This window comes from Pseudonocardia sp. Ae717_Ps2 (assembly GCF_001932475.1).
In the GTDB taxonomy this organism is placed as follows: Bacteria; Actinomycetota; Actinomycetes; order Mycobacteriales; family Pseudonocardiaceae; genus Pseudonocardia.
This window is the reverse complement of the sequence record NZ_MCIS01000001.1, coordinates 2,255,619-2,279,729: the sequence shown is the minus strand read 5'-3', so window position 1 is coordinate 2,279,729 and position 24,111 is coordinate 2,255,619. Positions and strand designations below refer to the sequence as shown.

16 protein-coding genes and 2 pseudogenes are annotated in these 24,111 nt (G+C 75.4%); 2 read left to right on the top strand and 16 right to left on the bottom strand.

The features are described 5' to 3' along the window. Nucleotides 1-8 precede the first annotated feature (8 nt). The 4 genes from Ae717Ps2_RS40305 to Ae717Ps2_RS10785 are packed head-to-tail and all read right to left on the bottom strand — an operon-like array spanning nucleotide 9 to nucleotide 2,914. Nucleotides 9-155: a hypothetical protein gene (locus tag Ae717Ps2_RS40305; RefSeq protein WP_369804833.1), complete on the bottom strand. Its 147-nt coding sequence runs from the start codon at nucleotides 153-155 to the stop codon at nucleotides 9-11. After that, nucleotides 88-834: a sulfurtransferase gene (locus tag Ae717Ps2_RS10795; protein WP_083702331.1), complete on the bottom strand. Its 747-nt coding sequence runs from the start codon at nucleotides 832-834 to the stop codon at nucleotides 88-90. Before Ae717Ps2_RS10795 ends, Ae717Ps2_RS40305 begins: the two co-directional genes overlap by 68 nt. Beyond that, the gene (locus tag Ae717Ps2_RS10790) at nucleotides 831-2,141 is read right to left on the bottom strand and encodes an LLM class flavin-dependent oxidoreductase (protein WP_075333302.1); all 1,311 of its coding nucleotides are present in this window, start codon (nucleotides 2,139-2,141) and stop codon (nucleotides 831-833) included. Before Ae717Ps2_RS10790 ends, Ae717Ps2_RS10795 begins: the two co-directional genes overlap by 4 nt. Then, nucleotides 2,141-2,914 carry a hydroxyethylthiazole kinase gene (locus Ae717Ps2_RS10785; RefSeq protein ID WP_075333301.1) on the bottom strand — a complete coding sequence of 258 codons (774 nt, stop codon included), beginning with the start codon at nucleotides 2,912-2,914 and terminating at the stop codon, nucleotides 2,141-2,143. Before Ae717Ps2_RS10785 ends, Ae717Ps2_RS10790 begins: the two co-directional genes overlap by 1 nt. 356 nt (nucleotides 2,915-3,270) lie before the next feature. Between Ae717Ps2_RS10785 and Ae717Ps2_RS10780 the strand changes: the two genes are divergently transcribed. Then, entirely contained in the window at nucleotides 3,271-4,629 is a 1,359-nt protein-coding gene (locus Ae717Ps2_RS10780) for a YdiU family protein (protein WP_233147521.1), read from the top strand. On the opposite strand, the gene Ae717Ps2_RS10775 is transcribed toward Ae717Ps2_RS10780, so the two are convergent. The 6 genes from Ae717Ps2_RS10775 to Ae717Ps2_RS10755 form a co-directional block, all read right to left on the bottom strand. Further along, nucleotides 4,614-6,821, bottom strand: a complete 2,208-nt coding sequence (locus Ae717Ps2_RS10775; RefSeq protein WP_158071484.1) for an LLM class flavin-dependent oxidoreductase — start codon at nucleotides 6,819-6,821, stop codon at nucleotides 4,614-4,616. The two genes, Ae717Ps2_RS10780 and Ae717Ps2_RS10775, sit on opposite strands and share 16 nt — an antisense overlap. After that, the gene (locus tag Ae717Ps2_RS10770; protein WP_075333299.1) at nucleotides 6,818-7,954 is read right to left on the bottom strand and encodes an LLM class flavin-dependent oxidoreductase; all 1,137 of its coding nucleotides are present in this window, start codon (nucleotides 7,952-7,954) and stop codon (nucleotides 6,818-6,820) included. The genes Ae717Ps2_RS10775 and Ae717Ps2_RS10770 overlap by 4 nt, the downstream gene beginning before the upstream one ends. After that, nucleotides 7,887-8,066 carry a putative leader peptide gene (locus tag Ae717Ps2_RS40300; RefSeq protein ID WP_369804832.1) on the bottom strand — a complete coding sequence of 60 codons (180 nt, stop codon included), beginning with the start codon at nucleotides 8,064-8,066 and terminating at the stop codon, nucleotides 7,887-7,889. The genes Ae717Ps2_RS10770 and Ae717Ps2_RS40300 overlap by 68 nt, the downstream gene beginning before the upstream one ends. Nucleotides 8,067-8,385: 319 nt before the next feature. Next, nucleotides 8,386-8,772, bottom strand: coding sequence for a DoxX family protein (locus Ae717Ps2_RS10765; protein ID WP_075333298.1), 387 nt, complete (start codon nucleotides 8,770-8,772; stop codon nucleotides 8,386-8,388). Between the two features lie 214 nt (nucleotides 8,773-8,986). Continuing rightward, nucleotides 8,987-9,691, bottom strand: coding sequence for a thioesterase II family protein (locus Ae717Ps2_RS10760; protein WP_233147520.1), 705 nt, complete (start codon nucleotides 9,689-9,691; stop codon nucleotides 8,987-8,989). 50 nt (nucleotides 9,692-9,741) lie between these two features. Continuing rightward, nucleotides 9,742-10,632: an ROK family protein gene (locus Ae717Ps2_RS10755; protein ID WP_226365448.1), complete on the bottom strand. Its 891-nt coding sequence runs from the start codon at nucleotides 10,630-10,632 to the stop codon at nucleotides 9,742-9,744. A gap of 276 nt (nucleotides 10,633-10,908) precedes the next feature. Between Ae717Ps2_RS10755 and Ae717Ps2_RS10750 the strand changes: the two genes are divergently transcribed. Then, the gene (locus tag Ae717Ps2_RS10750) at nucleotides 10,909-12,333 is read left to right on the top strand and encodes an MFS transporter (RefSeq protein ID WP_075333296.1); all 1,425 of its coding nucleotides are present in this window, start codon (nucleotides 10,909-10,911) and stop codon (nucleotides 12,331-12,333) included. Between the two features lie 10 nt (nucleotides 12,334-12,343). Here Ae717Ps2_RS10750 and Ae717Ps2_RS10745 read toward each other — a convergent pair whose 3' ends face one another. The 6 genes and pseudogenes from Ae717Ps2_RS10745 to Ae717Ps2_RS10725 all read right to left on the bottom strand — a co-directional run. Next, nucleotides 12,344-13,534: a 3-deoxy-7-phosphoheptulonate synthase gene (locus Ae717Ps2_RS10745; protein ID WP_075333295.1), complete on the bottom strand. Its 1,191-nt coding sequence runs from the start codon at nucleotides 13,532-13,534 to the stop codon at nucleotides 12,344-12,346. Then, on the bottom strand, nucleotides 13,531-15,099 hold the full coding sequence (locus Ae717Ps2_RS10740; RefSeq protein ID WP_083702326.1) for a bifunctional 3-(3-hydroxy-phenyl)propionate/3-hydroxycinnamic acid hydroxylase: 1,569 nt from the start codon (nucleotides 15,097-15,099) through the stop codon (nucleotides 13,531-13,533). Before Ae717Ps2_RS10740 ends, Ae717Ps2_RS10745 begins: the two co-directional genes overlap by 4 nt. Beyond that, entirely contained in the window at nucleotides 15,096-15,869 is a 774-nt protein-coding gene (locus Ae717Ps2_RS10735; RefSeq protein WP_075333294.1) for an arylamine N-acetyltransferase, read from the bottom strand. Before Ae717Ps2_RS10735 ends, Ae717Ps2_RS10740 begins: the two co-directional genes overlap by 4 nt. Continuing rightward, nucleotides 15,856-18,933: a type I polyketide synthase gene (locus Ae717Ps2_RS10730; protein ID WP_369804873.1), complete on the bottom strand. Its 3,078-nt coding sequence runs from the start codon at nucleotides 18,931-18,933 to the stop codon at nucleotides 15,856-15,858. Before Ae717Ps2_RS10730 ends, Ae717Ps2_RS10735 begins: the two co-directional genes overlap by 14 nt. Nucleotides 18,934-18,947: 14 nt before the next feature. After that, nucleotides 18,948-19,214, bottom strand: a pseudogene (locus Ae717Ps2_RS40295) (acyl carrier protein); the annotation flags it as partial. Nucleotides 19,215-19,661: 447 nt separating this feature from the next. Then, nucleotides 19,662-24,104: pseudogene (locus Ae717Ps2_RS10725) on the bottom strand (SDR family NAD(P)-dependent oxidoreductase); the annotation flags it as partial. Between the last annotated feature and the right edge of the window lie 7 nt (nucleotides 24,105-24,111).

Sequence of the window (24,111 nt, the reverse complement as noted above, 5' to 3'; positions counted from 1 at the left end):
GAACGCTCTCAGCCGGACGGCGACGCCTCCAGGGGCAGTCCGGCGGATCGCCACTCGGTGAGCGACCCGTCGTACAGGGCGACGTCGTCACGTCCCCGTCCGGCGAGCGCGAGTGCCAGGCCTGCTGCGTTGATGCCGCCGCCGCAGTAGAGCACGAGCGGGCCGGGCGCATCCCGCAACGACGCCGCGACGGCGTCGGCCCGCTCCGGACGCAGCAGCCCCCCCCTCGTCCAGCAGGTCGTTGTAGGCGGCATGCCGCGAGCCGGGGATGTGACCGGCCGCGAAGTCGGGCGTCCGCAGCGCGCACACCAAGGTGCCGGGGCGGCCGCCGTCGAGCATCGCGCGGACGCCGTCGAGGTCGACCCAGCGCCCCGGGGCGGCGACGGGCGTCCAGGTTCCCCGGGCCGACGGTCGGGGCGCCCCGGTCTCGAGTTCACCGCCGGCCGCGACCCAGGCGGCGCGGCCGCCGTCGAGGACCCGGACGTCGGTGTGTCCGGCGGCGCGCAGCAACCACCAGATCCGCGCGGCCCACGCCCCGCTCAGCGAGTCGTAGACGACGATCCGCGAGTCCCGGTCGATCCCGAGGTCGCGGGCGGCCCTGCCGAGCTCGCTCGTGGACGGCCGGGTGAGCGGAAGCGCGGCACCCCGTGCGGAGAACACCTCCACGATGTCGGCGAACGACGCACCGGGCAGATGACCCGCCTCGAACACCGCGCGCCCGGACCGGTAGACGACCGCGCCCCCGGGACCGGTGTCCCGGGCGACGGTCGCGTCGAGGACGAGTGCCTCGGCCCGTTCCTCGACGAGCTCCTCCGCGGTGACGAGCTCGCTCACGCCGGCCCCCGTTCCGGTCGGTGCAGGCCCAGGTTGTCGCGCAGCGTGCCCCCGGTGTACGCGGACGGGACCAGCCCGCGCCGGCGCAGCTCGGGCACGACGGCGTCGGCGAACTCGGTGAACGCTCCCGGGACGTGGGTGGCCTGGACCATGAACCCGTCCGCCGCACCGGCCTCGAGCCACTGCTCCATCGTGTCCGCGATCGTCGCCGCGGAACCGACCATGTCGCCCTCGGTCCGTGCGCCGTACCACCGGCCGATCTCGCGGATCGAGAGTCCCTCGCGCTCGGCGAACTCGACGACCTCCCGGTAGTGCCCCTCCACGCCGACCTCCGACAGCGGGGGCAGCGGACCGTCGAGGTCGTACCGGGTGAGGTCGACGTTCACGTGGTAGGCGAGCCGCGACAGTCCGGCCTCGGGATGCACGAGGTCGGCGAACGCCTCGTGCGCGGCCCGCGCGTCGGAGTCGGTCCGGCCCACCACGGTGGTCGCGGCGGGCAGGATGCGGACCTGGTCCGGGTCCCGGTGCTGTGCGGCGACCCGCTTCTTCAGGTCGCCGTAGAACGCGACGGCCGACTCCAGCGACTCGTGGCTGCAGAACACGACGTCGGCCCACCGGGCGGCGAAGTCCCGGCCGGCCGGCGAGGCTCCTGCCTGGACGATCAACGGTCGACCCTGCGGGCTGCGCGGGACCCCGAGCGGACCCTGCACCCGGAACCGTTCGCCCTCGTGGTCGAGGGCACGGACCTCCTCCGGCCTGCCGTAGATGCCGGTCTCGCGGTCGGCCAGGACCGCGTCGTCGGACCAGCCGTCCCACAGCTTGGTGACGACCTGCAGGAACTCCTCGGCACGGGCATACCGCTCGGCACGGCCGGGCAGTGCCTCGGCGCCGTGGTTGCGCGCCTCGGCGTCCTGGAAGCTGGTGACGACGTTCCAGGCCGCGCGACCGCCGGTGAGGTGGTCCAGCGTCGCGAACTCGCGGGCCACCGGATAGGGCTGGGCCCACCCGGTGGACCCGGTGGCCGCGAGCCCGAGGTGCTCGGTCACCGCCCCCATCATCGCCAGGACCGGGATCGGCGAGAGCCGGGGTGTCCCAGTGCCGTAGCGCACCGCCGGGTCGAACGACCCGCCCAGGCTGCGCGGGACGGCGAGCGAGTCGGGGACGAAGGCCAGGTCGAACCGGGCGTCCTCGAGCAGCCGGGCGACGCGCAGGTAGTGCTCCGGCCGCAGGAACGACGAGGTGCTGTCCGGGTGGCGCCATCCGGCGGTGCCCTGCGGGCCGGCGTTGAGGAAGGCCGCGAGGTGCATCAGTCCGCCAGCAGGGACAGCTCGTCGAGGAAGGCGACGGCGAACGAGCCGGTCCCCCGCGCCGGCCGGGCCCGCCGGGCGGCCTCCGCGTACACCGCGTGCGCGACGGCGACCGCGGTCAACCGGTCGTCGACCGCGGCCAGCGCGGCCGCCGTCAGCGCGCCCAGCGCGCAGCCGGCGCCGGTGACCTGGGTCAGCCGCGGATCGCCGCCGGTGACGGCGACGGTCGCGTCGCCGTCGGTGACGTAGTCGGTCGGCCCGGAGACGGCGACGACGGCGCCGGTCCGCGACGCGAGCTCCGCGATCACCGGTATCGCCTCGGTCGAGTCGGCGGTGGTGTCCACACCGCGGCCGCCGGCGCCGCCGTTCAGCGCGATGAGCTCCGAGGCGTTGCCCCGGATCGCGGTCGGCCGGTGGGCGAGCAGCGAGCGCACGATCTCGTCGTACTCGCCCGCCCCGGCGCCGAACGCGACCGGGTCGAGGACCCACGGGGTGCCCGCGGCATCGGCGGAGCGGGCCGCGTCGAGCAGGGTGTCCGGGCCGCTGCTCATCAGCGACGCGGTGTTGATCCAGACGGCGGACGCCCCGGCGCCGAAGGCGACCGGGGCCCCGGGCAGCGCACCGATGGCCGGGCTCGCCCCGACCGCCAGCAGTACGTTCGCGCTCAGGTTCGCCGCGACGTAGTTGGTCAGGCCGTAGCAGAACGGTGCCGTCGCACCGATCGCCCGGACGCCGTCGGGGACGACCGGATCGGCCCAGGTCAGCTCGTGCACCGCGATACCTCCACCACAGGGACGACGATCTGCATACAGATCGGCGACGCCCAGTCTGCCGTCGCGTAGCGGGCGTGTCCCACGCCTGTGCTGTGTCCCACCGTCCTGCTCGGCTCGCTCTCGCCCCGGGCGACCTGCACCGGGAGCCGTACGTCCCGGTGTGCGCTGCATGCAGCAGCAGCGCACGGGCCGGGACGATGCAGGCTGCGTCGTGGAAGCATGTGCCGTGACTCACCTCGCGGGGCACACCCGGCGGAGGTGATGCTGAAGGGGTGGCCATGAGCGAGGTTCGGATGCCCGGTCCGGGAGCCTCGCTGTTCGCGCGGCGCGTCCGCCCCGGTGCGGTGGGCTGAGCGGTGGACACCCGCGACGCGATCCGGGCCCGCCCCGGCGAGTGGTCACAGCTCACGCACACCTATGCCCGGGACGTCCCGGCGCTGTCGGTGCCGTGGCCCGCGGTGCGGTTCCCCGACCCCCGGGTGCTCGTCCGCAACGACGATCTCGGGGTCGGCCCGGTCGAGCTGCCCACGCTGGTGGGCGACGGGGTGGACACCCGCGCGCTGGCCTACGCCGGCCACCAGTGGGGCGTCTACAAACCCCGGCTGGGCGACGGGCGTGCCCTCCTGGCCGGCGAGCTGCCCGACGGCCGCGACCTGCACCTCAAGGGCATCGGCCCCCCCTTCTCCCGCGGGCTCGACGGCCGGGCCGCTGTCGGTCCGATGCTGCGCGAGTACCTGTTCGGCGAGGCGATGCACGCACTCGGCATCCCGACGACGCGCGCGCTCGCCGTCGTCGCGACCGGGGAGCGGATCGAGCGGGACGGACGCGAGCTGCCGGGCGCGGTGCTCACCCGCGTCGCCGCCAGCCACCTGCGGGTCGGGACGTTCCAGTACGCGGCCGTCAGCGAGCCCGGGTCGCTGCGCGCCCTCGCCGACCACGCGATCGCCCGCCACTTCCCGGACGCCGCCCGGGCCGTGCGGCCCTACCGGGAGCTGTTCGGCCGGGTCGTCGACGCCCAGGCCGCGCTGGTGGCCCGCTGGATGCTCGTCGGATTCGTGCACGGCGTGATGAGCACCGACAACACCACGATCTCCGGCGAGACGATCGACTACGGGCCGTGTGCGTTCATGGACGCCGTCGACCCCGCCACCGTGTTCAGCTCGCTCGACACGACGGGCCGCTACGCCTATGCGGCGCAGCCGGAGATCCTGCGGTGGAACCTCGCGCGCCTCGCCGAGAGCCTGCGCCCGCTCGACGACGTCGAGGACCTCGTGGACGAGTTCCCGCGCACCTACGAGCGGTACTGGGCACGGGGCATGGCGGCGAAGCTGGGGCTGTCCACGCCGGACGCCGCGCTCGCGACCGACCTGATGGCGCTGCTGCACGCCCAGCACGTCGACTTCACGACGTTCTTCCGCGCGCTCGCGGCGGGCACCGCCCGGGACCTGTTCCTGGACCGGGCGGCGTTCGACGCCTGGGCGGTCCGCCGCGCGCCGCTGGTCACCGCGGGCCGGGCGGCGATGGACCGGGTCAACCCGCTCTACGTCCCGCGCAACCACGTCACCGACGCCGCGCTCGCGGCCGCCGAGCACGGCGATCTCGACCCCTTCCACCGGCTGCTCGCCGCGGTCCGCGAGCCCTACGTCGAGCGGCCCGGCCTGGCGGACCTCACCCGCCCCGGAACCGGTCCGCACGTGACCTACTGCGGCACCTGAGTCACCGTGCCGACGAAGCGGTCGTCGGCGGGCGGCTCGCCGTCGACCACCAGGAACCGCAGGTGCGCGGGCAGCCGGTCGAGCAGGGCGAGCAACGACGGCAGCCGCGCGGCCTCGACCAGGGCGAGGTCGACCGCGTCGGAGGCGTGCAGCAGGTCCTCCGGGTCGACCACGACCTGCGCGACGACCGGCCTGCCGTGGAAGGACGACGCCACCGCGCCCGGACCCGCGACCCGGTAGGCGCCGACGTGGTCGATCGGGGCGATGCCCTCCCCCGTCGCGTAGACGCCACGCTCGCGGTCCACGACCAGCGCCGAGTTCGGGTACGAGTCCCACAGCGCGCGCAGGATGCCGGCCACCTCGCCGGTGGTGGCGGCACCGGCGGGTGTCGGGTCGGCGAACGGGCCCGGGTCCCACGCCCCGGCGCCCGCCCGGCCCGCGGCGGTGAGCCGGTCGTGGCTCGCGAGCACGATCCCGGTCCGGCCGCGCAGCCAGTGCTCCAGGCTCGCCACCGTCCGCGCGAGGTTCCACGGGTGCTCGCGCTCCACGGCGACCACCGGCAGGAACGTCGAGTCCGGCCGCCGCAGGCCGAGGACCGCGGCGACCGTGGTCGGGTCCAGGGCGGTCACCGGCTCCGGTCCGAGCACTCGGTCCAGGCCCAGCAGGTAGGTACCGGTGGGCAGCCGGTCGGGGTCCGCGACCGCGTCCCGCACCGCCTCCCCGTTCAGGGCGACCGCGCTCCACCGGCCGTGCGCCGACCCGGCCGCGGACACGGTCGCGGACAGGGACGCCGCCACCCCGTCCGGGGCCGGCGCCGACGGGTCCTCCGCCCGCGGGTCGGCGCGCCGGGCCACCACGGTGGCCCGCGCCGCCGCCCGGCGCGCCGGGTCGACGTCGAACCGCAGGTCGCCGGGGTCGCGGAACGGCGGCAGCCCCAGGTGCCCGGCGAAGGTGTCCGAGGTGTACTCGCGCTTGTAGAGCCCCTTGCGCTGCAGCGCGGGGACGAGCTCGTCGACCAGCACCTGCAGGGTCTCGAGGGTGAGGTCGGGGGCGAGGACGAACCCGTCCGCGGCGCCCGCCTCGTACCAGTCCTCCAGCCGGTCGGCGAGCTGCTCCGGCGTCCCGACGAACGTCGAGTGCCCCGCACCCACGAACCGGCTGCGGACCAGCAGCTGGGCCAGCGGCAGCCCGGCGTGCTCACGCAGGAACCCGTGCACCGAGGCCCGGAACCCGAGGCTGACCGTCTCGCTCGCGGGCAGCTCCGCCAGCCGCTGCGCGGACAGCAGCTCGACCGGCAGCGGCTCCTGCGGGTCCAACGTCGACACGTCGAACGCGATCAGCGAGCTCAGCCACGCCACCTGCTCGCCGGTCTGCCGCTCGGACTGGCTGTAGACGTCCGCGACCTTGGCCTCCGCCTCGGCCTGGGTGCTCCCCAGCACCAGCCGCAGCCCCGAGAGGTAGTTCAGGTGGTCGGCAGGGCGCCCGAAGCCGACCGCGTCCCCGCGGAACGCCGCCCGGTGCTCGACGGCCCCGGCACGGGTCAGGTCCGCGGCGAACACCCCGTTGGCGAAACGGCCCGCCAGCGACCGCCCGGCGTCGGAGGTGCTGGCCCGCACGATCGGCGGCCGCCCCTGCCGGGACGGGGGCACGGCGAGCCTCCCGCGCACGGTGAACTGGTCGCTCACGTGGTCCACGGTCACGCCCGACCACAGGTCCGTGACGATCCCGACGAACTCCTCGGCCCGGGCGTAGCGGGTGTCCCGCGGCGGGTGGGCGGGCAGCCCGAAGTTGGCCGCGGCGGCGCCGGAGTGCGAGGTCACGACGTTCCAGGCCAGCCTGCCGCCGCTGAGCACGTCGAGCGAGAGCAGACGCTCGGCCAGCCGGAACGGGTCGTTGTAGGTGGTGGAGGCGGTCAGCAGGAAGCCGACGTGCTCGGTGGCCTCGATCGCGGCCGTCCACGCGGTGAAGCGGTCCAGCCCGTCCGCGACGGCGGTGGTCGGGTCGGTGATCTGGGAGCCGTCGCCGGTGAACACGGCGTCGAGCAGGCCGGCCTCGGCGAGCTGGGCGAACTCCGCCCAGTAGGCCGGGTCGTACAGCGAGAACCGCCGCAGCCTCGGCGACAGCCAGGCGTCGGGGAGGTTGCCGTAGGTCCGCAGGTTGTAGGCCAGGAAGATCCCGTCGCGGTCCGTCACGTGTTCCACGCCTTCGCGAGCAGCTCGTAGCTGCGGACCCGGTCGGTGTACTCGGTGGTGATCGTCGTGACGACGAGCTCGTCCGCGCCGGTGGCCCGGGCGAGGGTCTCCAGGCGCTCGGTCACCGTCGCCGGCGACCCGACGAACTGGGTGTCCACCCGGTCCCGCACCACGGCCCGTTCCTCCTCGGTCCACACCCTGGCCCGCGCCTCCTGCGGGGTCACGTAGGGGTGGGCGCCGCGCCCGCTGCGGATGTCGAGGACCCACTGGCCGTAGGGCGAGGCCAGCTCGCGGGCCCGGTCGTCGTCGTCCGCCACGACGACGTCCGCCGAGACCAGCACGTGCGGCTCGGCGATGCGGCCGGGCCGGAACGCCGCCCGGTAGGCCGCCACCGCATCGAGCGTCGCGCTCGGTGAGGTGTGGTAGTTCGCGGCGAACGGCAGCCCCAGCTCCCCCGCAACCTGTGCACTCGCCCCCGCGCTCGCGCCCAGGACCAGTACCTGCACGTCGGCCCCCGCCGCGGGGGTGACCTGCAACGGGCGGCCGTCCGCGCGGGTCGCGGTACCGGCGAAGTAGGACAGGATCTCCCGCACCTGGGCTCCGTAGTCCGGCGCGGGGTCGTCGGCGCTGAAGCCGAGGAGCTCACCGAAGGTCCCGAACAACGACAGGTCACCGACGAACCGGGCGGGCGGCGGGACCAGCAGCCCGTCGACGACCCGTGCGGGCGGGGCGGGCGGCGGCGTGTCACCGGGGGCCGCCCGGCCCTGGCGGATCAGCGTCAGCAGCTTGTGCAGGTCGAACCGGCCCAGCCCGACGTCGATCCGGCCGGGATGCACCGCGCCGACGGTCCCGAACTGCTCGGCGACCGACAGCGGCGGGGTGTTCGGCAGCTGGACCGCCCCGGACCCGACCCGGATCCGCTCGGTGGCCGCGGCGATCAGCGCCACCAGCACCGGCGTCGACGAGGAGGCGACACCGGGATTGAGGTGGTGCTCGGCCACCCAGTAGCGGCGGTACCCGGCCCGTTCGGTCACCTGGGCCAGGTCGATCGAATGGCGCAGCCCGTCACCGGCGCCCCCGCCGGCGGGCACCGGTGAGAGGTCGAGGACGGACAGCGGTGGGCGCGGGGACATGCGGACCTCCGGGAGGGCACCGGTGAGCGGGTCGGGAGCGAGGACGTACCCACCCCGGACAGCACGCCCCGGCCACCCGGAGCAGGTCGATGTGTCTCCTGCGGGACCCCACGAACCCGACCTTCACCGTTCCCCCATCGCTCCCGGCGTGCGCACCCGTGCCACGGACGGCCGGGCGCGGCGGCGTCGTCGAGCCGGGTCCCGGCCGGGTGTGGAGGGCCCGCAGGTCCGTGGGACGACTCTACGTACCGGGGTCCGGCCCACGTCAATCCTCGACCCGGCCGGCTCCGCCCGCATCCCCCGCAACGCCAGACCGACGAGCCCGGTCGCCTCCGCCCGCGGATCGGGCCGGTGCTCGCTGGCCAGCACGACACCCTGACGACCCGCGCCCTCCGCGGTTGCGGTACCGCCGGCTCCGTTGCCCGGAAGGGTCAGGCTGCGGGCTCCGCGGTCGTCCGGGCGGCGGACACCGGACGCGCCAGGAGCGCGTGGAGCGCCGTCAGTGCGCCCGCGACCACGAGCAGGACGAGCGCGGACGTGCCTGCCGGGATCAGGTCACCGCGCAGCAGGTGGAAGCCGACCGCGCCCAGGAGCAGGAGCAGGAGGCCGGTGGACGCGGCGAGTCCGATCGCACGCACGCGGAGCCCCACCAGCAGGCCGAGCGCGCCCGCGACCTCGAGCAGTCCGATGACCACCACCAGCGCCGCCGGCAGACCCAGCTGGTCCACGAACGTCGCCGTCGAGACGATCTTGCCGCCGCCGATGGCGAGGAAGGCGATCGCGCCGAGTACCGACAGGACACCGAGTGCGACGCGCATGGAGGACTCCCTTCGTCCGGGACGTGTCGTCCCGAGGTCGGACCGCAGGTGACGCAGACGGTCGAGCCCATGCTCCGATCCGCGGCCCATCCACCGCCCATCGCCGGGTCATCGCTCGTCCACTCGGCCCATCGACACGGCCGACACGGCCATCGACACGGCCGACACGGCCATGGGAGCCACCACCCGGCACCGGGATCGGCTCGGGAGCAGGTCAGTCGAGCAGTCTCCTGACCATCTCGAACAGGAACGGTGTGTCGCTGTCGAGGTAGAAGTGCCCACCGGGGCGGGTGAACAGCCGGAAGGGCCCCGTCGTGAGAGCGCCCCACCCGTGCGCGTCGGCGGCCGTCGCGCGGGGGTCGGCGTCCCCGACGACCGCTGTGACCGGGATGTCCAGCGGCGGGCCCGGCCGGAACCGGTGGCGGTCCAGGAGCCGGTAGTCACCGCGGATGACCGGAAGGAAGGCCGCGCGCACGTCCGGATCGTCGAGCAACGCCGTTCCGCGGCCGCCGAGCCGCCGGACGTCCGCGAGCACGGCCTCGTCGTCGGCCGGCAACCGCTCGGTGCAGGCCGACCGCGGTGACCGTCGTCCGGACACCACCAGGGCGGCGGACGGTGCACCGCGGGCCTGCAGCACCCGGCTCACCTCGTGGGCGACCACGGCGCCCATGCTGTGCCCGAACAGGACGGTGCGCCGCGACGCGGCGAGCGGCGCGACGACATCGGCCACCGCGGTGGCGAGGGTCATGAGGTCGTCGGGGGCGGCCTCGGGCCGGCGGTCGAAACGCCCCGGATAGTGGACGGGGAGGGCCGCCACGTCCGGCGCCAGCTCGACCGACCAGCGGTGGAAGTAGGCGGCGGTACCGCCCGCGTGCGGGAAGCACAGGAGCAACGGCGCCGCGGGGTCGACGTCACGCACGGGGACCAGCCAGGGGCGAGCCGCCGCCAACGCGGGCCCGGGAGCCGGGCTCACGGCACGGCCTCGGCCCGGAGGGACCTGGCCAGCGACAGCGCCCCGTGGAGGGACGACGTCCCTCCGAGCGCGGCCGCACGGACCTCCGGGACGGGATGCCCCACCCGCGCGTGTCCCGCCACCTCGTCCGCGACGACGGCTGCCAGGTCCGTGACACCGGCGGCGAACCCTCCGCCGATCACGGCGAGATCGACCCGCAACAGCTCCCCCACCCCGATGACCGCGGCGGCCAACGCCCGACCCGCCGCCCGGACCGCCCCGTCCGCCCACGGGGCACCGGCGCGCCATCCGTCGAGCAGCTGCTCAGGGCCGGTCTCCTGTCCGAACGCGGCGCCCGCGGCCCGCAGCACCGCGGGCCCGGATGCGATCCCCTGCAGGCATCCGCGTCTGCCGCAGTCGCACCGTGGGCCGTCGAGCGCGACGATCATGTGCCCCACCTCGCAGGATCCGCGTCCCGACCGAGGGAGCAGCCGGCCGTCGGAGACGATCCCGCCACCCACACCGGTCCCCACCCCGAGGTAGACCACATCCGACCGGCCGGCGTGCTCGGCCTCGGCCAGCGCCGCGAGATCTCCGTCGTCCGCGGTCGCGGTGGGGGTCGCGGGGAACAGATCCGCGACGAACCCGGCCCAGTCCAGGCCCACCCAGCTCGGGCGGTTCGGCCAGCTCGTCACGGTCCCCGACACGGCGACGGTCGCGGGGAGGGACACGCCGACGGCGCGGGATCCGCTCCCCATCGTGGCCACCGCTGCGCGCAGGAGGGCGAGATCGTCGGACCTGCTCGCCCCCTCTGACCACCGCACGACCGTCTCGTGCGGTGGGGTTCCGGCTCCCTCGCGACGCAGGGCCACCTTCGTCCCGCCGATGTCGATCGCCAGGATGCTCACCGGTCGCACCGCACGGGTGTGTCGGGCATCGTCCGTCCTCACCTGCTCGGGGTCGCCGTCGCAGGTCAGCATCGGCGGCGACGCCCATCGCGGGCTCATCCCATGGTCACCGGCCGGGCACGTTCGGTGATCCGGGCCACAGCGACGTCGTCGGGCCCGCGCCGACCAGGACGGTCACATCGCTGTTCCCCAGGCGACCCGAATGTTCCCTCTACTGCCGGTCGCGCTGCCCACCGATGCTGCGAGACGCACACCCGTCTCGACGAAGGGACCCCCGTGTCCACCGCTCCGTCCCGCACCGTCCCCCGGCCGGGGCTCACCCTGGCCTTGCTCGCGTTCGCCCAGTTCATGACCGCGATCGACTTCGACATCGTCTTCGTGGCGCTGCCGGAGATCGGCCGCGACCTCGGCTTCTCCGAACAGTCACTGCAGACCGTCGTCAGCGCCTACACCGTCGTCCTCGGCGGCTTCCTCCTGCTCGGCGGGCGGGCCGCGGACCGGCTGGGAGCGCGGCGCATGTTCGTCGCCGGGCTCGTGGTCTTCGGACTGTCCTCGCTGGTCGCGGGCCTCGCGAGCGGCCCGACCGTGCTCGTGCTCGCCCGCGCGGTACAGGGGCTCGGTGCGGCGCTGCTGACCCCGTCCACCCTCAAGCTCGTCACCGCGCACTTCGCGGAGGGCCCCGCACGCAACAAGGCCCTCGCGGTCTGGGGAGCCGCGGGCGCGACCGGCGCCGCGGTCGGCGCCCTCGGCGGCGGGGTGCTCACCAGCCTGCTCGGCTGGGAATGGGTCTTCTTCGTCAACGTGCCCCTGATGGCCATCGCGCTCGCCGCGACGCCGACCCTGCTCAGCCGCGACCACACGACGAGTTCCGGCGGGTTCGACCTGCCCGGCGCCGTCCTCGCCACCGCGGGGTTCACCCTCGTCGTGCTCGGCCTGGTCTCGGGCCCGGAGATCGGCTGGCTCACCCCGCGCGGCGTCGGCGCGCTCGTACTCGGTCTCGTGCTGGTGGGCCTGTTCGTGCTCGTGGAGTCCCGCACCCGCGACCCGCTCGTGCCCCTGCGCCTGTTCCGCAACCGCAACGTCGTCGCCGCCACCGCGGTGATCTTCGTGTTCATGGGAACCGTCGGCACCCAGTACTACCTGTTCACCACCTACCTCCAGACGGTCCTGGGCTACTCCCCGCTGACCGCGGGCTTCGCCTTCCTGCCACTCAGCATCTGCAGCCTGCTCGCATCGATGACACTGGTCCCCCTGCTGCTGGGCAGGCTCGGCATCCGCAGCACCCTCGTCATCGGCATGACCGGCGTGACCGCCTCACTGGTGGTGCTCGCCCTCGGCATGTCGGTCGGCGGCTCCTACTGGGCCGCCCTGCCCGGCGTGCTGCTCTGGGGCACCTCCGCCGGGCTCGCGTTCCCACCGCTGTTCGTCTCCGTCTCCACCGGCGTCGCACCCGAACAGCAGGGCGTCGCCTCCGCCCTGGCCTCGACCTCGCAGTACCTGGGCTCCGCGGTCGGCCTGGCCGCCCTGGTCGCCGTGGCGAGCGCCGGACTGGAACCCGACGCGACCCCGGACGCCGTCGTCGCGGGACTGCGGCTCGCCGGATGGGTGGCCGCAGCGGTCACCCTCGTGGGAGTGGGCCTGGCCGCGGCCATCCTGCGCCCCTCGCGCACCGCCCCCCAGCAGCAGGCGACGAGCGCGTGAGCGGGGCCGTTCAGCCGAACTCGTGCGCGGCGACCGCGGCGACCTCGACCGCCTGCGGGCGGTTGAGCCGCGGGTCGCAGGCGGTGCGATAGCGGTCGGCGAGGTCACCGGGTGCGACGGCACCGCCGACGCACTCGGTGACGTCGTCACCGGTGAGCTCGAGGTGCAGCCCGCCGGGGTGGGTGCGCGCTGCCCGGTGCGCCGCGGCGTAGGCGCGCACCTCGGCCAGCACGCGGTCCAGCCGGCGGGTCTTCAGCCCCGAGGCGGAGGTCTCGGTGTTGGCGTGCAGCGGATCGCACAGCCACGCGACCGGGTGTCCGGTGGCCGCGACGGCCGCCAGGATCGGCGGGAGCGCCTCCGCCACCCGCTCGGCGCCCATCCGGACGATCAGCGAGAGCCGCCCCGGGAGGCGGCCGGGGTCGAGCAGCCCCAGGTAGGTCAGGACCTCGGAGGGTGTCGCTCCCGGCCCGATCTTGATCCCGATCGGGTTGTCCAGCAGGCGGAGCAGGGCGACGTGCGCGCCGTCGACGTGCCGGGTGCGTTCGCCGATCCAGAGGAAGTGGCCCGATCCCCCGTAGAGGCCGGCCGTGGAGCGTCGGACCAGGGCGGACTCGTAGTCCAGCAGCAGCGCCTCGTGACCGGCGAACACCTCCTGCGGGTGCGTCCGGATGCGGTCCAGGACGCTCGCCGCGTCCGCGTACGCGCGCAGCATCCGCTGGGGGTCGGCCGCGCGGGCGGCGCGCGTCCCGGTCGCCGAGTTGACGATGTCCCCCCGGTAGACCGGCAGGCCGTCGGCGTCCGAGGAGTTCGAGCGCGGCTTGGCGTACTGCCCCGCCATCCGGGCGATCCGCACGACCGGGGTGGTCGCGCCGCCGCGCAGCACGTCGGCGACGGCGCCCAGCGTCGCGAGGTTGCCCAGCAGGTGCTCGCGGGTGTTGCCGTCGAAGGTCTCCGCGCAGTCACCGCCGTGTACGACGAGGGCCTCGCCGCGCGCGACCTCGGCGAGGCGGGTGCGCAGACCGTCGACCTCGTCGGCGGCGACGAGCGGCGGCATGAGCGCCAGGGCACGACGGACCGCCGAGACCCGGCCCGGGTCGGGCCAGTCGGGCTGTTGGAGCGCGGGTCGCGCGGTGGCGGCGGCGATGCGCGCGGCGGCAGCACCGAGCGGGTCGGTCGGCAGCACGGGGGCCAGGGGGGTCATACCGGGGAGAGCCTTTCCGAACCGAGGTGGATGAGGAGGTCGTCGACGAGGGCTCGCGCCCCGGTCGTGTCGCTCGCCCCGCCGAAGAGGTAGAAGTCCGGACGGACCAGCGCGGCGACCGCGCCGGCGTCGGCCAACAGCGGCAGGTACACGTCGTCGAGGTCCTGGAGCACGCCCGCGGCGTCGCTCCCGGCCGGAGCGACCTGCACCAGGTGGGCACCGAGCCCGGCGAGCCGGGCGCGCCGTGCCGGATCGAGGAGCCCCTCGACCGGCAGCGTCGACAGCAGGACGAACCCGGTGCCGACGACGTCGTCGAACAGCCCGGTGACGCCGTCGCGCGTCACCGTTCCCTGGGGGCCGAGCACGCCGCCCAGCCCGGTGGGGTCCCTGCGGAGCACGCCTCGGGTCAGCGCGGTGACCGCGGGTTCGGCCGGTGTCCCGCGCCGGCGCGCGGCCGCGGCCGCCATCGCCGTGTCGCGGTCCGCGGCGGCCTTCGGGTCGGTCTGGCAGATGACCCGGCCGAGGTTCATCGACATGCCGATGGCGTGTTGCACGTGCGCCCGGCGTTCGACGGTGTAGCTGTCCAGCAGCGAGTCGGCGGCCGCGCCCCGCAGGACGAGGTCGAGCTTCCACGCGAGGTTCGCCGCGTCCCGCAGCCCCGAGCACATGCCCTGCCCGGCGAACGGCGGCATCAGGTGCGCGGCGTCCCCGGCGAGCAGGACCCGCCCGGAGCGCCAGTCGTTCGCGAACCGCGCCTGGAACGTGTAGACCGCGTGCCGGTCGAGGGTGGCGTTGCCCGGGTCGAGCCCGAACAGCCCCAGCAGCCGCCACGCCGAGTCGGCCGTGCCGAAGTCCGCCGGGTCCTCGTCGGGCAGCCGCATGAACTCCCACCGCCGGTGACCGGGTCCTGCCGACACCGCGGTGCGCGGGCGGGCGGGGTCGCAGACCTGCAGATTGTTCGGCTCGAGGACCCGTCCGTCGTGCACGGTGACGTCGCAGGTCAGCCAGTCGTCGAAGTAGCCGAAGTCGGTCACGGGGAGGTCGAGGGCCGCGCGCACGGTGCTGTTGGCCCCGTCGCACCCGACGAGCCACGAGGCCTCGACCTCGAGCGGGTCCGGCCCCGCGGTCACCACCCGCACCCGGTCGGCGTCCTGGTCGAGGGCGACCACCTCGTGGCCCCGCAGCACGGTGACCCCTGGCGACGACTCGGCGCGCTCGGCCAGGGCCGACTCCAGGCCCGGCTGGTACACCGCGCTGGAGTCCGGGTGGCCCGACCGGCCGCGGTCGGAGACGTCGACCTCGAACAGGACGGTGCCCGCGCCGTTCTGCCAGACGTAGTCCCGGGAGGGCTCCGTGACCTCGGCGAGCCGGTCACCGATGCCGGTGGCGGCGAGGATCCGGCCCGACTCGCCGTCGAAGGAGACCGCGCGCGGCATCGGGTAGGGCCGGGGCCACCGCTCGAGCACCACGATCCGGCGTCCGGGGCGCGCCAGCAGCAGGGTCGCCACCTGCCCCACCGGGCCGAACCCGACCACGACGACGTCGGCCTGCAGCGGCCCGCTCACCTCGGGCGCCGCAGGATGTCCGCCACGGCCTCGTCCAGGTCCGTCTGCGTCACCAGTCCGCGCAATGTGTCCTTCCCGTCGTCGACGACGAGCAGCCTGCGCCCGATGAGGATCTTCTGGCCGTTGTCGGTGGCCCGGCCCCGCACGACCGTGCCCGCACCGGCGAGGAGGCGGGCGAACTCCTCCAGCCCGGTGTCCGGCCGCTGCCACTCGGCCAGGTCGCGAGGGTCGGTGTGCAGCCGGTAGACGGGCTGCCAGTCACCGACGCGGCCACGCCGCTGCACCACCTGGTAGCCGCCGTCGGGGACGACCCGGAAGTCGGCGCCCGACTGGTGCTGGACCTGCTCGCTCACCCGCAGTGGCTCGAGGTAGGAGGGCCCGACGAACCCGACGTCGACCAGCAGCAGCTCGCCCTCGACCCGTGCGAAGGACAGGACGTGCTCGAGGTCCGGGCCGAACGAGCCGTCGGCCTGCCGGATCCCGGCCGCGAGCACTCCCACCTCGTAGCCGAGCCGGGCCAGCAGCTCCCGGAACAGGCCGTTGAGCTCGTAGCAGACACCGCCGCGATCTCCGGTGACGATCTCGTCGAAGACCGCGTCGACGTCGATGCCGATCCCGGCCCACAGGTCGAGCCCCCGACCTGCGTTGAGCGAGCTGTCGTACGGCAGGGTCGCCAGGTGGCGACGGTGCAGCAGAGCGAGCGCCTCGCGAGTCGGTTCGGGGCGACTCGGCAGCCCGAGAACGGCGAGATAGCGGTCAACGTCGAACATCGGCGAGCTCCTGGGCGAGGTGGTCGGCGAGCAGCTGCGGCGTGGGGTGGTCGAAGATCAGCAGCGAGGGCAGCTCCAGGCCCGTCCGCGCCGCCAGCCGGTCCCGCACCTCCACCGCGGTCAGGGACGTGAACCCGGTCTCGAAGAACACCGCGTCCGGCGCGACGGCCTCGGGCCCGGGGTGCCCGAGGACCGCGGCGGCGGCGGCGCGCACGATCTCGGTCAGCGCGGCCACGAGCTCGTCCTCGGGGAGCACGGCCAGATCCGGCCCGGCGGTCAGGGTGTCGGTGTCGGTGTCGGTGTCGGTGTCGGTCACGGTGTCGGTCTCCGGTCGGGGTGTGGTCGTCACCTGGGGACTCTCCGAATCGAGCCAGTACCGTCGGCGCTGGAAGGCGTAGGTGGGCAGGGTGGTCGGGCGGGTGGACGTGCCCGCGTACAACGGGGACCAGTCCACGGGCACCCCGTGGACGTGCAGGGTGGCCAGCGAGGTCAGGAAGCGAGCGGGTCCGCCGTCGTCGCGGCGCAGGGAGCCGGTCACGGCCGCGACCGCGCCGGACCCGTCGAGGCTCTCCTGGACCGCACTGGTCAGGACGGGGTGGGCACCGGCCTCGACGAACACCCGGTAGCCCTGTGCGACCAGCGCCGACGTGGCGTCGGCGAATCCGACGGGTCGTCGGAGGTTGCGGTACCAGTAGTCCGCGTCGAAGGCCGTGCCGTCGACCCAGGCCCCCTCGACGGTCGAGTAGAAGGGGATGGTCGACGCCTGCGGGCGCACGCTCGCCAGCGCCTCGCGCAGCTCGGTCTCGATCTTCTCGACGTGGGCGGTGTGCGAGGCGTAGTCGACGGGGACCGGCCGGGCCCGGCCGCCCTCGGCGTCGACCTCGGCGACCAGCTCGCGCACCGCGTCGGGATCACCGGCGACGACGACGGACCGCGGGCTGTTCACCGCCGCGATCTCGAGCTCGCCCGCCCGGTGCCGGAGCCGGTCCGCGACCTCGTCGGGGGTGAGTGCCAGCGAAGCCATGCCCCCGTGCCCGGACAGCGTCTGCCCGATCAGCCTGCTGCGCGCCGCGACGACGAGCGCGCCGTCGGCGAGCGACAGGGCACCGGCCACGGTGGCGGCGGCGATCTCGCCCTGCGAGTGGCCCACGACCGCGTCCGGGCGGAGCCCGAAGGACTCCCAGAGCCGGGCCAGCGCCACCCCGACCGCGAACGACGCCGGCTGGACCACCTCCACCCGGTCCAGACCGGGAGCGCCCGGTGCCCGGGTCAGCACCGCGCGCAGGTCCCAGTCGACGTGCGGGCGCAGCGCCGTGGCCACCTCGTCGACCACCTCGGCGAAGCGCGGCCAGGTCAGGAGCTCGGCGCCCATGCCCTCCCACTGCGCGCCCTGGCCGGGCAGGACCAGGGCGATCCGGCCGTCCACCCGGGCGGACCCGGTGACCAACCGGGGGGCCGGGTCGCCCACGGCCAACGCACGCAGCCCCGAGACCGCCTCCGCGCGGGACCCGGCGACGACGACGGCGCGGTGGGCCAGCACCGCCCGGTCGGTGGCGAGGGACAGCGCGACGTCGGCGAGCCCGGCCTCTCCGACGTCCAGGGCGTCCGCGAGCCGGGCGGCCTGGGCCCGGAGTCCCTCGCCGTCGACACCGGACACCGCGAGCGGGACGGTCTCGGGTGGCAGGCCCGTCGGGCCGTCGTCCACGGGCCCGGGCGGGGCCTCCTCCACGATCACGTGGGCGTTCGTGCCGCTGACCCCGAAGGACGACACACCGGCCCGACGCGGGCTCCCACCCGGTCGCCACCGCCGTGCCTCGGTGAGCAGCTCGACCGCGCCGCCGGACCAGTCCACCTGCGACGACGGCCGGTCCACGTGCAGGGTGGCCGGCAGGACGCCGTGCCGCAGTGCCTCGAGGATCTTGATGATCCCCGCGACCCCGGCGGCCGCCTGGGTGTGGCCGATGTTGGACTTGAGCGAGCCGAGCAGCAGGGGCCGGTCGGCGGGCCGGTCACGCCCGTAGGTGGCCAGCAGGGCCTGGGCCTCGATCGGGTCGCCCAGCGTGGTCCCCGTCCCGTGCCCCTCGACGGCATCGACGTCGGCGGGGCCGAGTCCGGCATCGGCGAGCGCCCGCGTGATCACCCGCTGCTGGGCGGGCCCGTTCGGGGCGGTGAGCCCGTTCGACGCGCCGTCCTGGTTGACCGCGGAGCCCCGGACGAGCCCCAGTACGGGGTGGCCGTTGCGGTGGGCGTCGGACAGGCGTTCGAGCAGGAGCACCGCGGCCCCCTCGGCCCAGCCGGTGCCGTCCGCGGCGTCGGCGAAGGCCTTGCAGCGTCCGTCCGGGGCCAGCCCGCGCTGGCGGGAGAACTCGACGAACGGCGCGGGTCCGAAGAGGAGGGCGACACCGCCGGCCAGTGCGAGCGAGCACTCGCCGGCCCGCAGCGCCTGCGCCGCGAGATGCACGCCGACCAGCGAGGAGGAGCAGGCCGTGTCCACCGTGATCGCGGGCCCCTGCAGGCCGAGGGTGTAGGCGACCCGCCCGGACACCACGCTCCCGGAGTTGCCCGTACCGAGGAAGCCCTCCAACCCTTCGGGCACCTCGCGCAGTCCGGAGGCGTAGTCGTGGTACATCACGCCGGTGTAGACCCCGGTGTCACTGCCCTGCAGCGACGTGGGGTCGATGCCGGCCCGTTCCACGAGCTCCCAGGACAGCTCGAGCAGCAACCGCTGCTGCGGGTCCATCGCCAGCGCCTCGCGCGGGGAGATGCCGAAGAAGCCGGCGTCGAAGTCCCCCGCGCCGTCGACGAAGCCGCCCTCCCGGACGTACGAGCGGCCCGCCGCGCCGGGGTCGGGGTCGTAGAGGGCCTCGACGTCCCAGCCGCGGTCGGTCGGGAACTCCGCGACTGCGTCCCGGCCCGCGGCGACGAGCTCCCACAGGTCCTCCGGTGAACGGACACCGCCGGGCAGCCGGCAGGCCGCCGCCACGACGGCGATGGGCTCCGTGCGCGTCGCCGCGCCGCTGCGCAGCCGCTCGTTCTCCACCAAGGCGGCCCGCAGAGCCGCCACCAACCGGTCGTCGGTCATCGGCCGGCACCTCCCAACGCTCGTGCGATCAGGTCGTCGACCTGCATGGACTCGATGAGGTCGATCTCGCCCGGCGCCGCGGCCGCCGGCACGTCCGGTGCGGGCTCGCCCCACAGCTCGTCGCGTAGCCGCCGGGCGAGCGCCGTGGGTGTCGGATGGTCGAAGACCACCGTCGCGGGCAGTGCCACCCCGGCCGCGGCGGCCAGCCGGTTGCGCAGTTCGACGGCGGCGAGCGAGTCGAACCCGGCCTCACGGAAGGCCTGGGTGGCGGCCACGGCGTCGATGTCGGCGTGGCCGAGCACCGCCGCGGTCTGCCTGCGGACCAGCTCGACGAGCTCGCGCACCCGGTCGGCGTCGGTCCGCTCCGAGAGTCGGTCCCGCAGCGACACCGGGGGTGCGGACGGCGTCCCGGCGGCGCCCGTGGGGGCGGTAGGGCGCGGGGCCCGGACGAGGTCTCTCAGAAGGACGGGCAACGTCCCCTCCGTTGCCTGTCCGCGCAGGGCCGCGACGTCGAACCGGGTCGGCAGCACCACCGGGTCCGCACCGCCCAGGCCCGCGTCGAAGAGCGCGAGCGCCTCCTCCGTCGAGAGCCCGCGCAGCCCCGCGCGGTCGAGCCGGCGGCGGTCCGCCCCGGCCGTGAGGCCGCTGGTCTCCGACCACAGCCCCCAGGCCAGCGAGACGGCGGGGAGGTCCGCGGCGCGGCGCAGGGCGGCGAGCCCGTCGAGGAACCCGTTGGCCGCCGCGTAGTTCCCCTGCCCCGGGGTGCCGAACGTGCCGGCGCCCGAGGAGAACAGCACCAGGTCCGCCAGGTCGGCGTCCCGGGTCAGCTCGTGCAGGTTCCAGGCGCCGTCGACCTTGGGCCGGAACACCGCGTCCACCCGCTCGGGGGTCAGTGCGGTCAGCACGCCGTCGTCGAGCACACCCGCCGCGTGGGCCACCGCCGTCAGCGGATGGCCTGCGGGGACCGCGGCGAGCACGGCCGCCAGTGCCTCCCGGTCGGCGACGTCGGCCGCGGCGAACCGCACCTGCGTGCCGATCTCGGCCAGCTCGGCCCGCAGCGCGGGGTCCTCCGTCGCGGTGCGGCCGACGAGCACGAGGTGCCGGACGCCACGGGTGCGGGCGACGTGCCGGGCCACGGCGGTTCCGAGGGTGCCCGTGCCGCCGGTGATCAGCACCGTCCCGTCGGGGTCCCACGGGCGACCGGCGCCCCCGGCGGACGCGCGGGCGAGCCGGGGCACGAAGGCCTCGCCTGCGCGGAGCAGCACCTGCGGCTCCCCCGACGCGACGACGGCGGGCAACAGGGGGTCCGCGGCGTCCGCGGCGGCGACCAGCGTGATGCGGCCGGGCTCCTCCGACTGCGCGGTGCGCACCAGGCCCCACACGCCCCCGGTGACCGGGTCGTCGAGGTCCGCGCCGGTCACGACGACCACCGGTCCCTCGACGGCGCGCAGCGCGTCGAGCACGGTCGTCGCGGCGGCCCGGGCGGCGGCGGGCGGTGCTCCCGGGTCCGCGGCGGTGAGGTCGACGACGGGCGGCAGGTCCGTGGCCGACGCGCCCGCCAGGACGAGCGGGCGCCACACGACCCGGTACAGGTCGTCGACCGGGGCCGGTCCCGCCTCCGCGGCGGGCCGCAGGGTCGCCTCCGCGGCGGGCCGCAGTGTCAGCGCCTCGACCGTCGCCACGAGTCCGCCCGCCGGGTCGGTGGCCACGAGTGCGAAGACGTCCTGGCCGAGCCGCCGCACGCGCACCCGCAGGGCGGTGGCCCCGGTCGCGTGCACCCGCACGCCCTCCCAGGCGAAGGGGAGCAACCGACGGCGGGCCTCGGCGGGCCGCACGAGGCTGGTGGCCTGCAGGGCCGCGTCGAGCAGCGCAGGGTGCACGACGAACGGGGGACCGTCGGTCACCGCCTCCGCGGGCAGGGCGACGTCGACGACGATCTCGTCCGCGTCGGTCGTCCGCCACGCCGCCCGCAGACCGCGGAAGGCGGGGCCGTACCCGTACCCCCGGTCACCGAGGTCGGTGTAGAAGGCGTCGAGCGCGATCCGCTCCCCGGGGTCCGCGAGGACCTGTCCGGGCGGGTGCTCGCCGACACCGAGGTAGCCGCGGGCGTGGCGGCTCCAGTCGTCCGCGCCGTCCTGTCGTCGGGCATGGACGCCGACCGGACGCCTGCCCGTGCCGTCGAGCGCGCCCACGGTCACCCGGACCTCGACCGCGCCGCGGTCCGGCAGCGTCAGCGGCTCCTCGACCAGCAGCTCCTCCACGACCGGGGACCCGGACTCCTCGGCCGCGGGCAGCACGAGCTCCAGCAGCCCGGTGGCGGGGAGCAGGACCCGGCCCTCGACCGCATGATCGGCCAGCCAGGGGTGCCGGGACAGTGAGAGGACCCCCGATCCGACCGCGCCACCGGTCTCGGGCAGCGAGACCACGGCGTCGAGCAGGGGGTGGTGGAGGGTCCGGCCGTCGCCGGGGCGCAGCCAGTACCGCTCGTGGCGGAACGGGTAGGTGGGGAGGTCGACCGGCCCGGGGGGTTCGGCACCGAACGCGGGCCGCAGGTCCACCGGGACCCCACGGATCCAGAGCTGTGCGGCCGAGGCGAGGAACCGGTCGAGGCCGCCGTCGTCGCGGCGCAGCGTGCCGGTCACCACCGACGGCTCGGCCGCCGCGTCGAGCGCCTCCTCGATCGCGCCGGTCAGCACGGCGTGCGGACTGACCTCGACGAACGCCCGGTGCCCGTCCGCGACCAGTGCCTCGACCGCCTCGGCGAACCGGACGGTCCGGCGCAGGTTCCGGTACCAGTAGTCGCCGTCGAGCTCGCCCGGCCGCACCCAACGCCCGTCGACCGTGGAGTAGAAGGGCACGAGCGGCCGCCCCGGTCGCAGCCCGTCGAGAGCCCGCAGGATCTCCGTCTCGGTGTGGTCCACCGCGGCGGTGTGCGAGGCGTAGTCGACCGGGATGCGACGGACTCGCACCCCCGCCGCGTCGAGTTCGGTGGCCAGGTCGTCGAGGGCCGCCCGCTCGCCCGCGAGCACCACCGACGAGGGTCCGTTCACCGCGGCGATCTCGGCCCGCCCCGCGGCCCGGTTCCGCGCCAGCGCCTCGAGCAGTCCGACCGCCAGCATCCCGCCACCCCCGGCCGGACCCGCGGCGATGGCACGACTGCGCGCGACGACGACCCGGGCCGCGTCCGACAGGGACAGGACGCCCGCCACGTACGCCGCGGCGATCTCGCCCTGGGAGTGGCCGACGACCGCGTCCGGCACCACGCCGTGGGCCCGCCACAGCGCGGCCAGCCCCACGGCCACGGCGAAGGACAGCGGTTGGACGACGTCGACCCGGGTCGGTCCGGGCACCGCCCGCACCTGGGCCACCGGGTCCCAGTCGACCAGCTCGGCCAGGGCCGCGGCCGCCTCGTCGAAGGCGTGGGCGAACACGGGAGACTCGTCGAGCAACGCAGCGCCCATCCCGGACCACTGGGCACCCTGACCCGGGAAGACCAGGACGGTGCGACCGTCGACGTCCGCGCGGCCGGTCACCAGGTTCGCCGCGGGCCGGGAGCCGGCGAGCGCGCGCAGGCCCGAGGCGGTCCGCTCGGCGCTCGCCGCGACCACGACCGCGCGCTCGTCGAGGGCGGCCCGGGTGGTCGCGAGGCCGAACCCGAGGGCGCGCGGGTCCCGGTCGGCGACGGCGAGCAGGCGTTCCGCCTGGGCCCGCAGTGCCGCAGCGGATCGCCCGGAGATCACGAGCGGCACCGGCGCGCCCGTCGGTGCCGTGCGGGGCACCTCCTCGGGCGTCACCTCCTCGAGCACGACGTGCGCGTTCGTCCCGCTCACCCCGAACGAGGACACGGCCGCCCGCCGGGGCCCGTCCGGCGAGGCCCAGTCCCTGTTCTCGGTGAGCAGCGCCACGTCGCCGTCGGACCAGTCGACCTTCGACGTCGGCGCCTCGGCGTGCAGGGTCCTGGGCAGCGTCCGGTGGCGCAGCGCACCGATCACCTTCAGGATCCCGGCGACCCCCGCCGCGGCCTGGGTGTGGCCGAGGTTGGACTTGACCGAGCCCAGGTGGACGGGCCGCCGCGGGCTGCGGCCCTGCCCGTAGGTGGCGAGGACGGCCTGGGCCTCGATCGGGTCCCCGAGCGGTGTGCCCGTGCCGTGCGCCTCGACCAGGTCGACGTCGGCGGTGGTCAGGCCCGCGTCGGTCAGCGCGGCGCGGATGACCCGCTCCTGCGACGGGCCGTTCGGTGCTGTGAGCCCGGCCGAGGCCCCGTCCTGGTTGACCGCGGTCCCGCGGATCACCGCGAGCACCGGGTGGCCGTGGCGGCGGGCGTCGGAGAGGCGCTCCAGCAGCAGGAGCCCGGCGCCCTCGGCCAGGCCGGTGCCGTCCGCGCCGTCGGCGAACGCCTTGCAGCGCCCGTCGCGGGCCAGGCCGCGCTGGCGGGCGAAGTCCACGAACACCTCGGGGGTGCCCATGATCGCGGCGCCGCCGGCGAGCGCGAGGTCGGTCTCCCCCGAGCGCAGCGACCGTACCGCGAGGTGGACCGCCACCAGCGACGACGAGCACGCCGTGTCCACGGTGAGCGCCGGACCCTGCAGGCCCAGGGTGTAGGAGATCCGGCCCGAGGCGACGCTGCCCGAGTTGCCGATCCCGAAGTAGCCCTCCAGCCCCTCCGGCAGCGTGATCCGGTTCGCCGCGTAGTCGTGGTACATCAGGCCCGCGTAGACGCCGACCGGGGCGCCGCGGAGCGAGGTCGGGTCGATCCGCCCCCGTTCGAAGGCCTCCCAGGCCAGTTCCAGCAGCTGCCGCTGCTGGGGGTCGATCGCCAGTGCCTCGCGTGGGGAGATGCCGAACAGCGCGGCGTCGAAGCCGCCCGCGTCGTCGAGGAATCCGCCCTCGGTGGCGTAGGTGGTGCCGACCCGGTCGGCGTCGTCGTCGAACAGCGCGTCCAGCGGCCAGCCACGGTCGACCGGGAAGGGCGCGATCGCGTCGCGGCCCTCGGCCACCAGCCGCCACAGGTCCTCCGGGGTGCGCACCCCGCCGGGCAGCCGGCAGGCGCCCGACACGACCGCGATCGGCTCGGAGCGCGCATCCTCCAGCTCCTGCAGCCGGGCCCGCGTCCGGCGCAGCTCGCCGAGCGTGGCCTTGAGGTACTCGCGCAGCTTGTCG

What these genes read in the sequence shown, in the direction of transcription:
- Ae717Ps2_RS10790 (WP_075333302.1), bottom strand. Translation starts at nt 2,141, where the DNA reads ATGCACCTCGCGGCCTTCCTCAACGCCGGCCCGCAGGGCACCGCCGGA.
- Ae717Ps2_RS10770 (WP_075333299.1), bottom strand. Translation starts at nt 7,954, where the DNA reads ATGTCCCCGCGCCCACCGCTGTCCGTCCTCGACCTCTCACCGGTGCCC.
- Ae717Ps2_RS10765 (WP_075333298.1), bottom strand. Translation starts at nt 8,772, where the DNA reads ATGCGCGTCGCACTCGGTGTCCTGTCGGTACTCGGCGCGATCGCCTTC.
- Ae717Ps2_RS10745 (WP_075333295.1), bottom strand. Translation starts at nt 13,534, where the DNA reads ATGACCCCCCTGGCCCCCGTGCTGCCGACCGACCCGCTCGGTGCTGCC.
- Ae717Ps2_RS10735 (WP_075333294.1), bottom strand. Translation starts at nt 15,869, where the DNA reads ATGTTCGACGTTGACCGCTATCTCGCCGTTCTCGGGCTGCCGAGTCGC.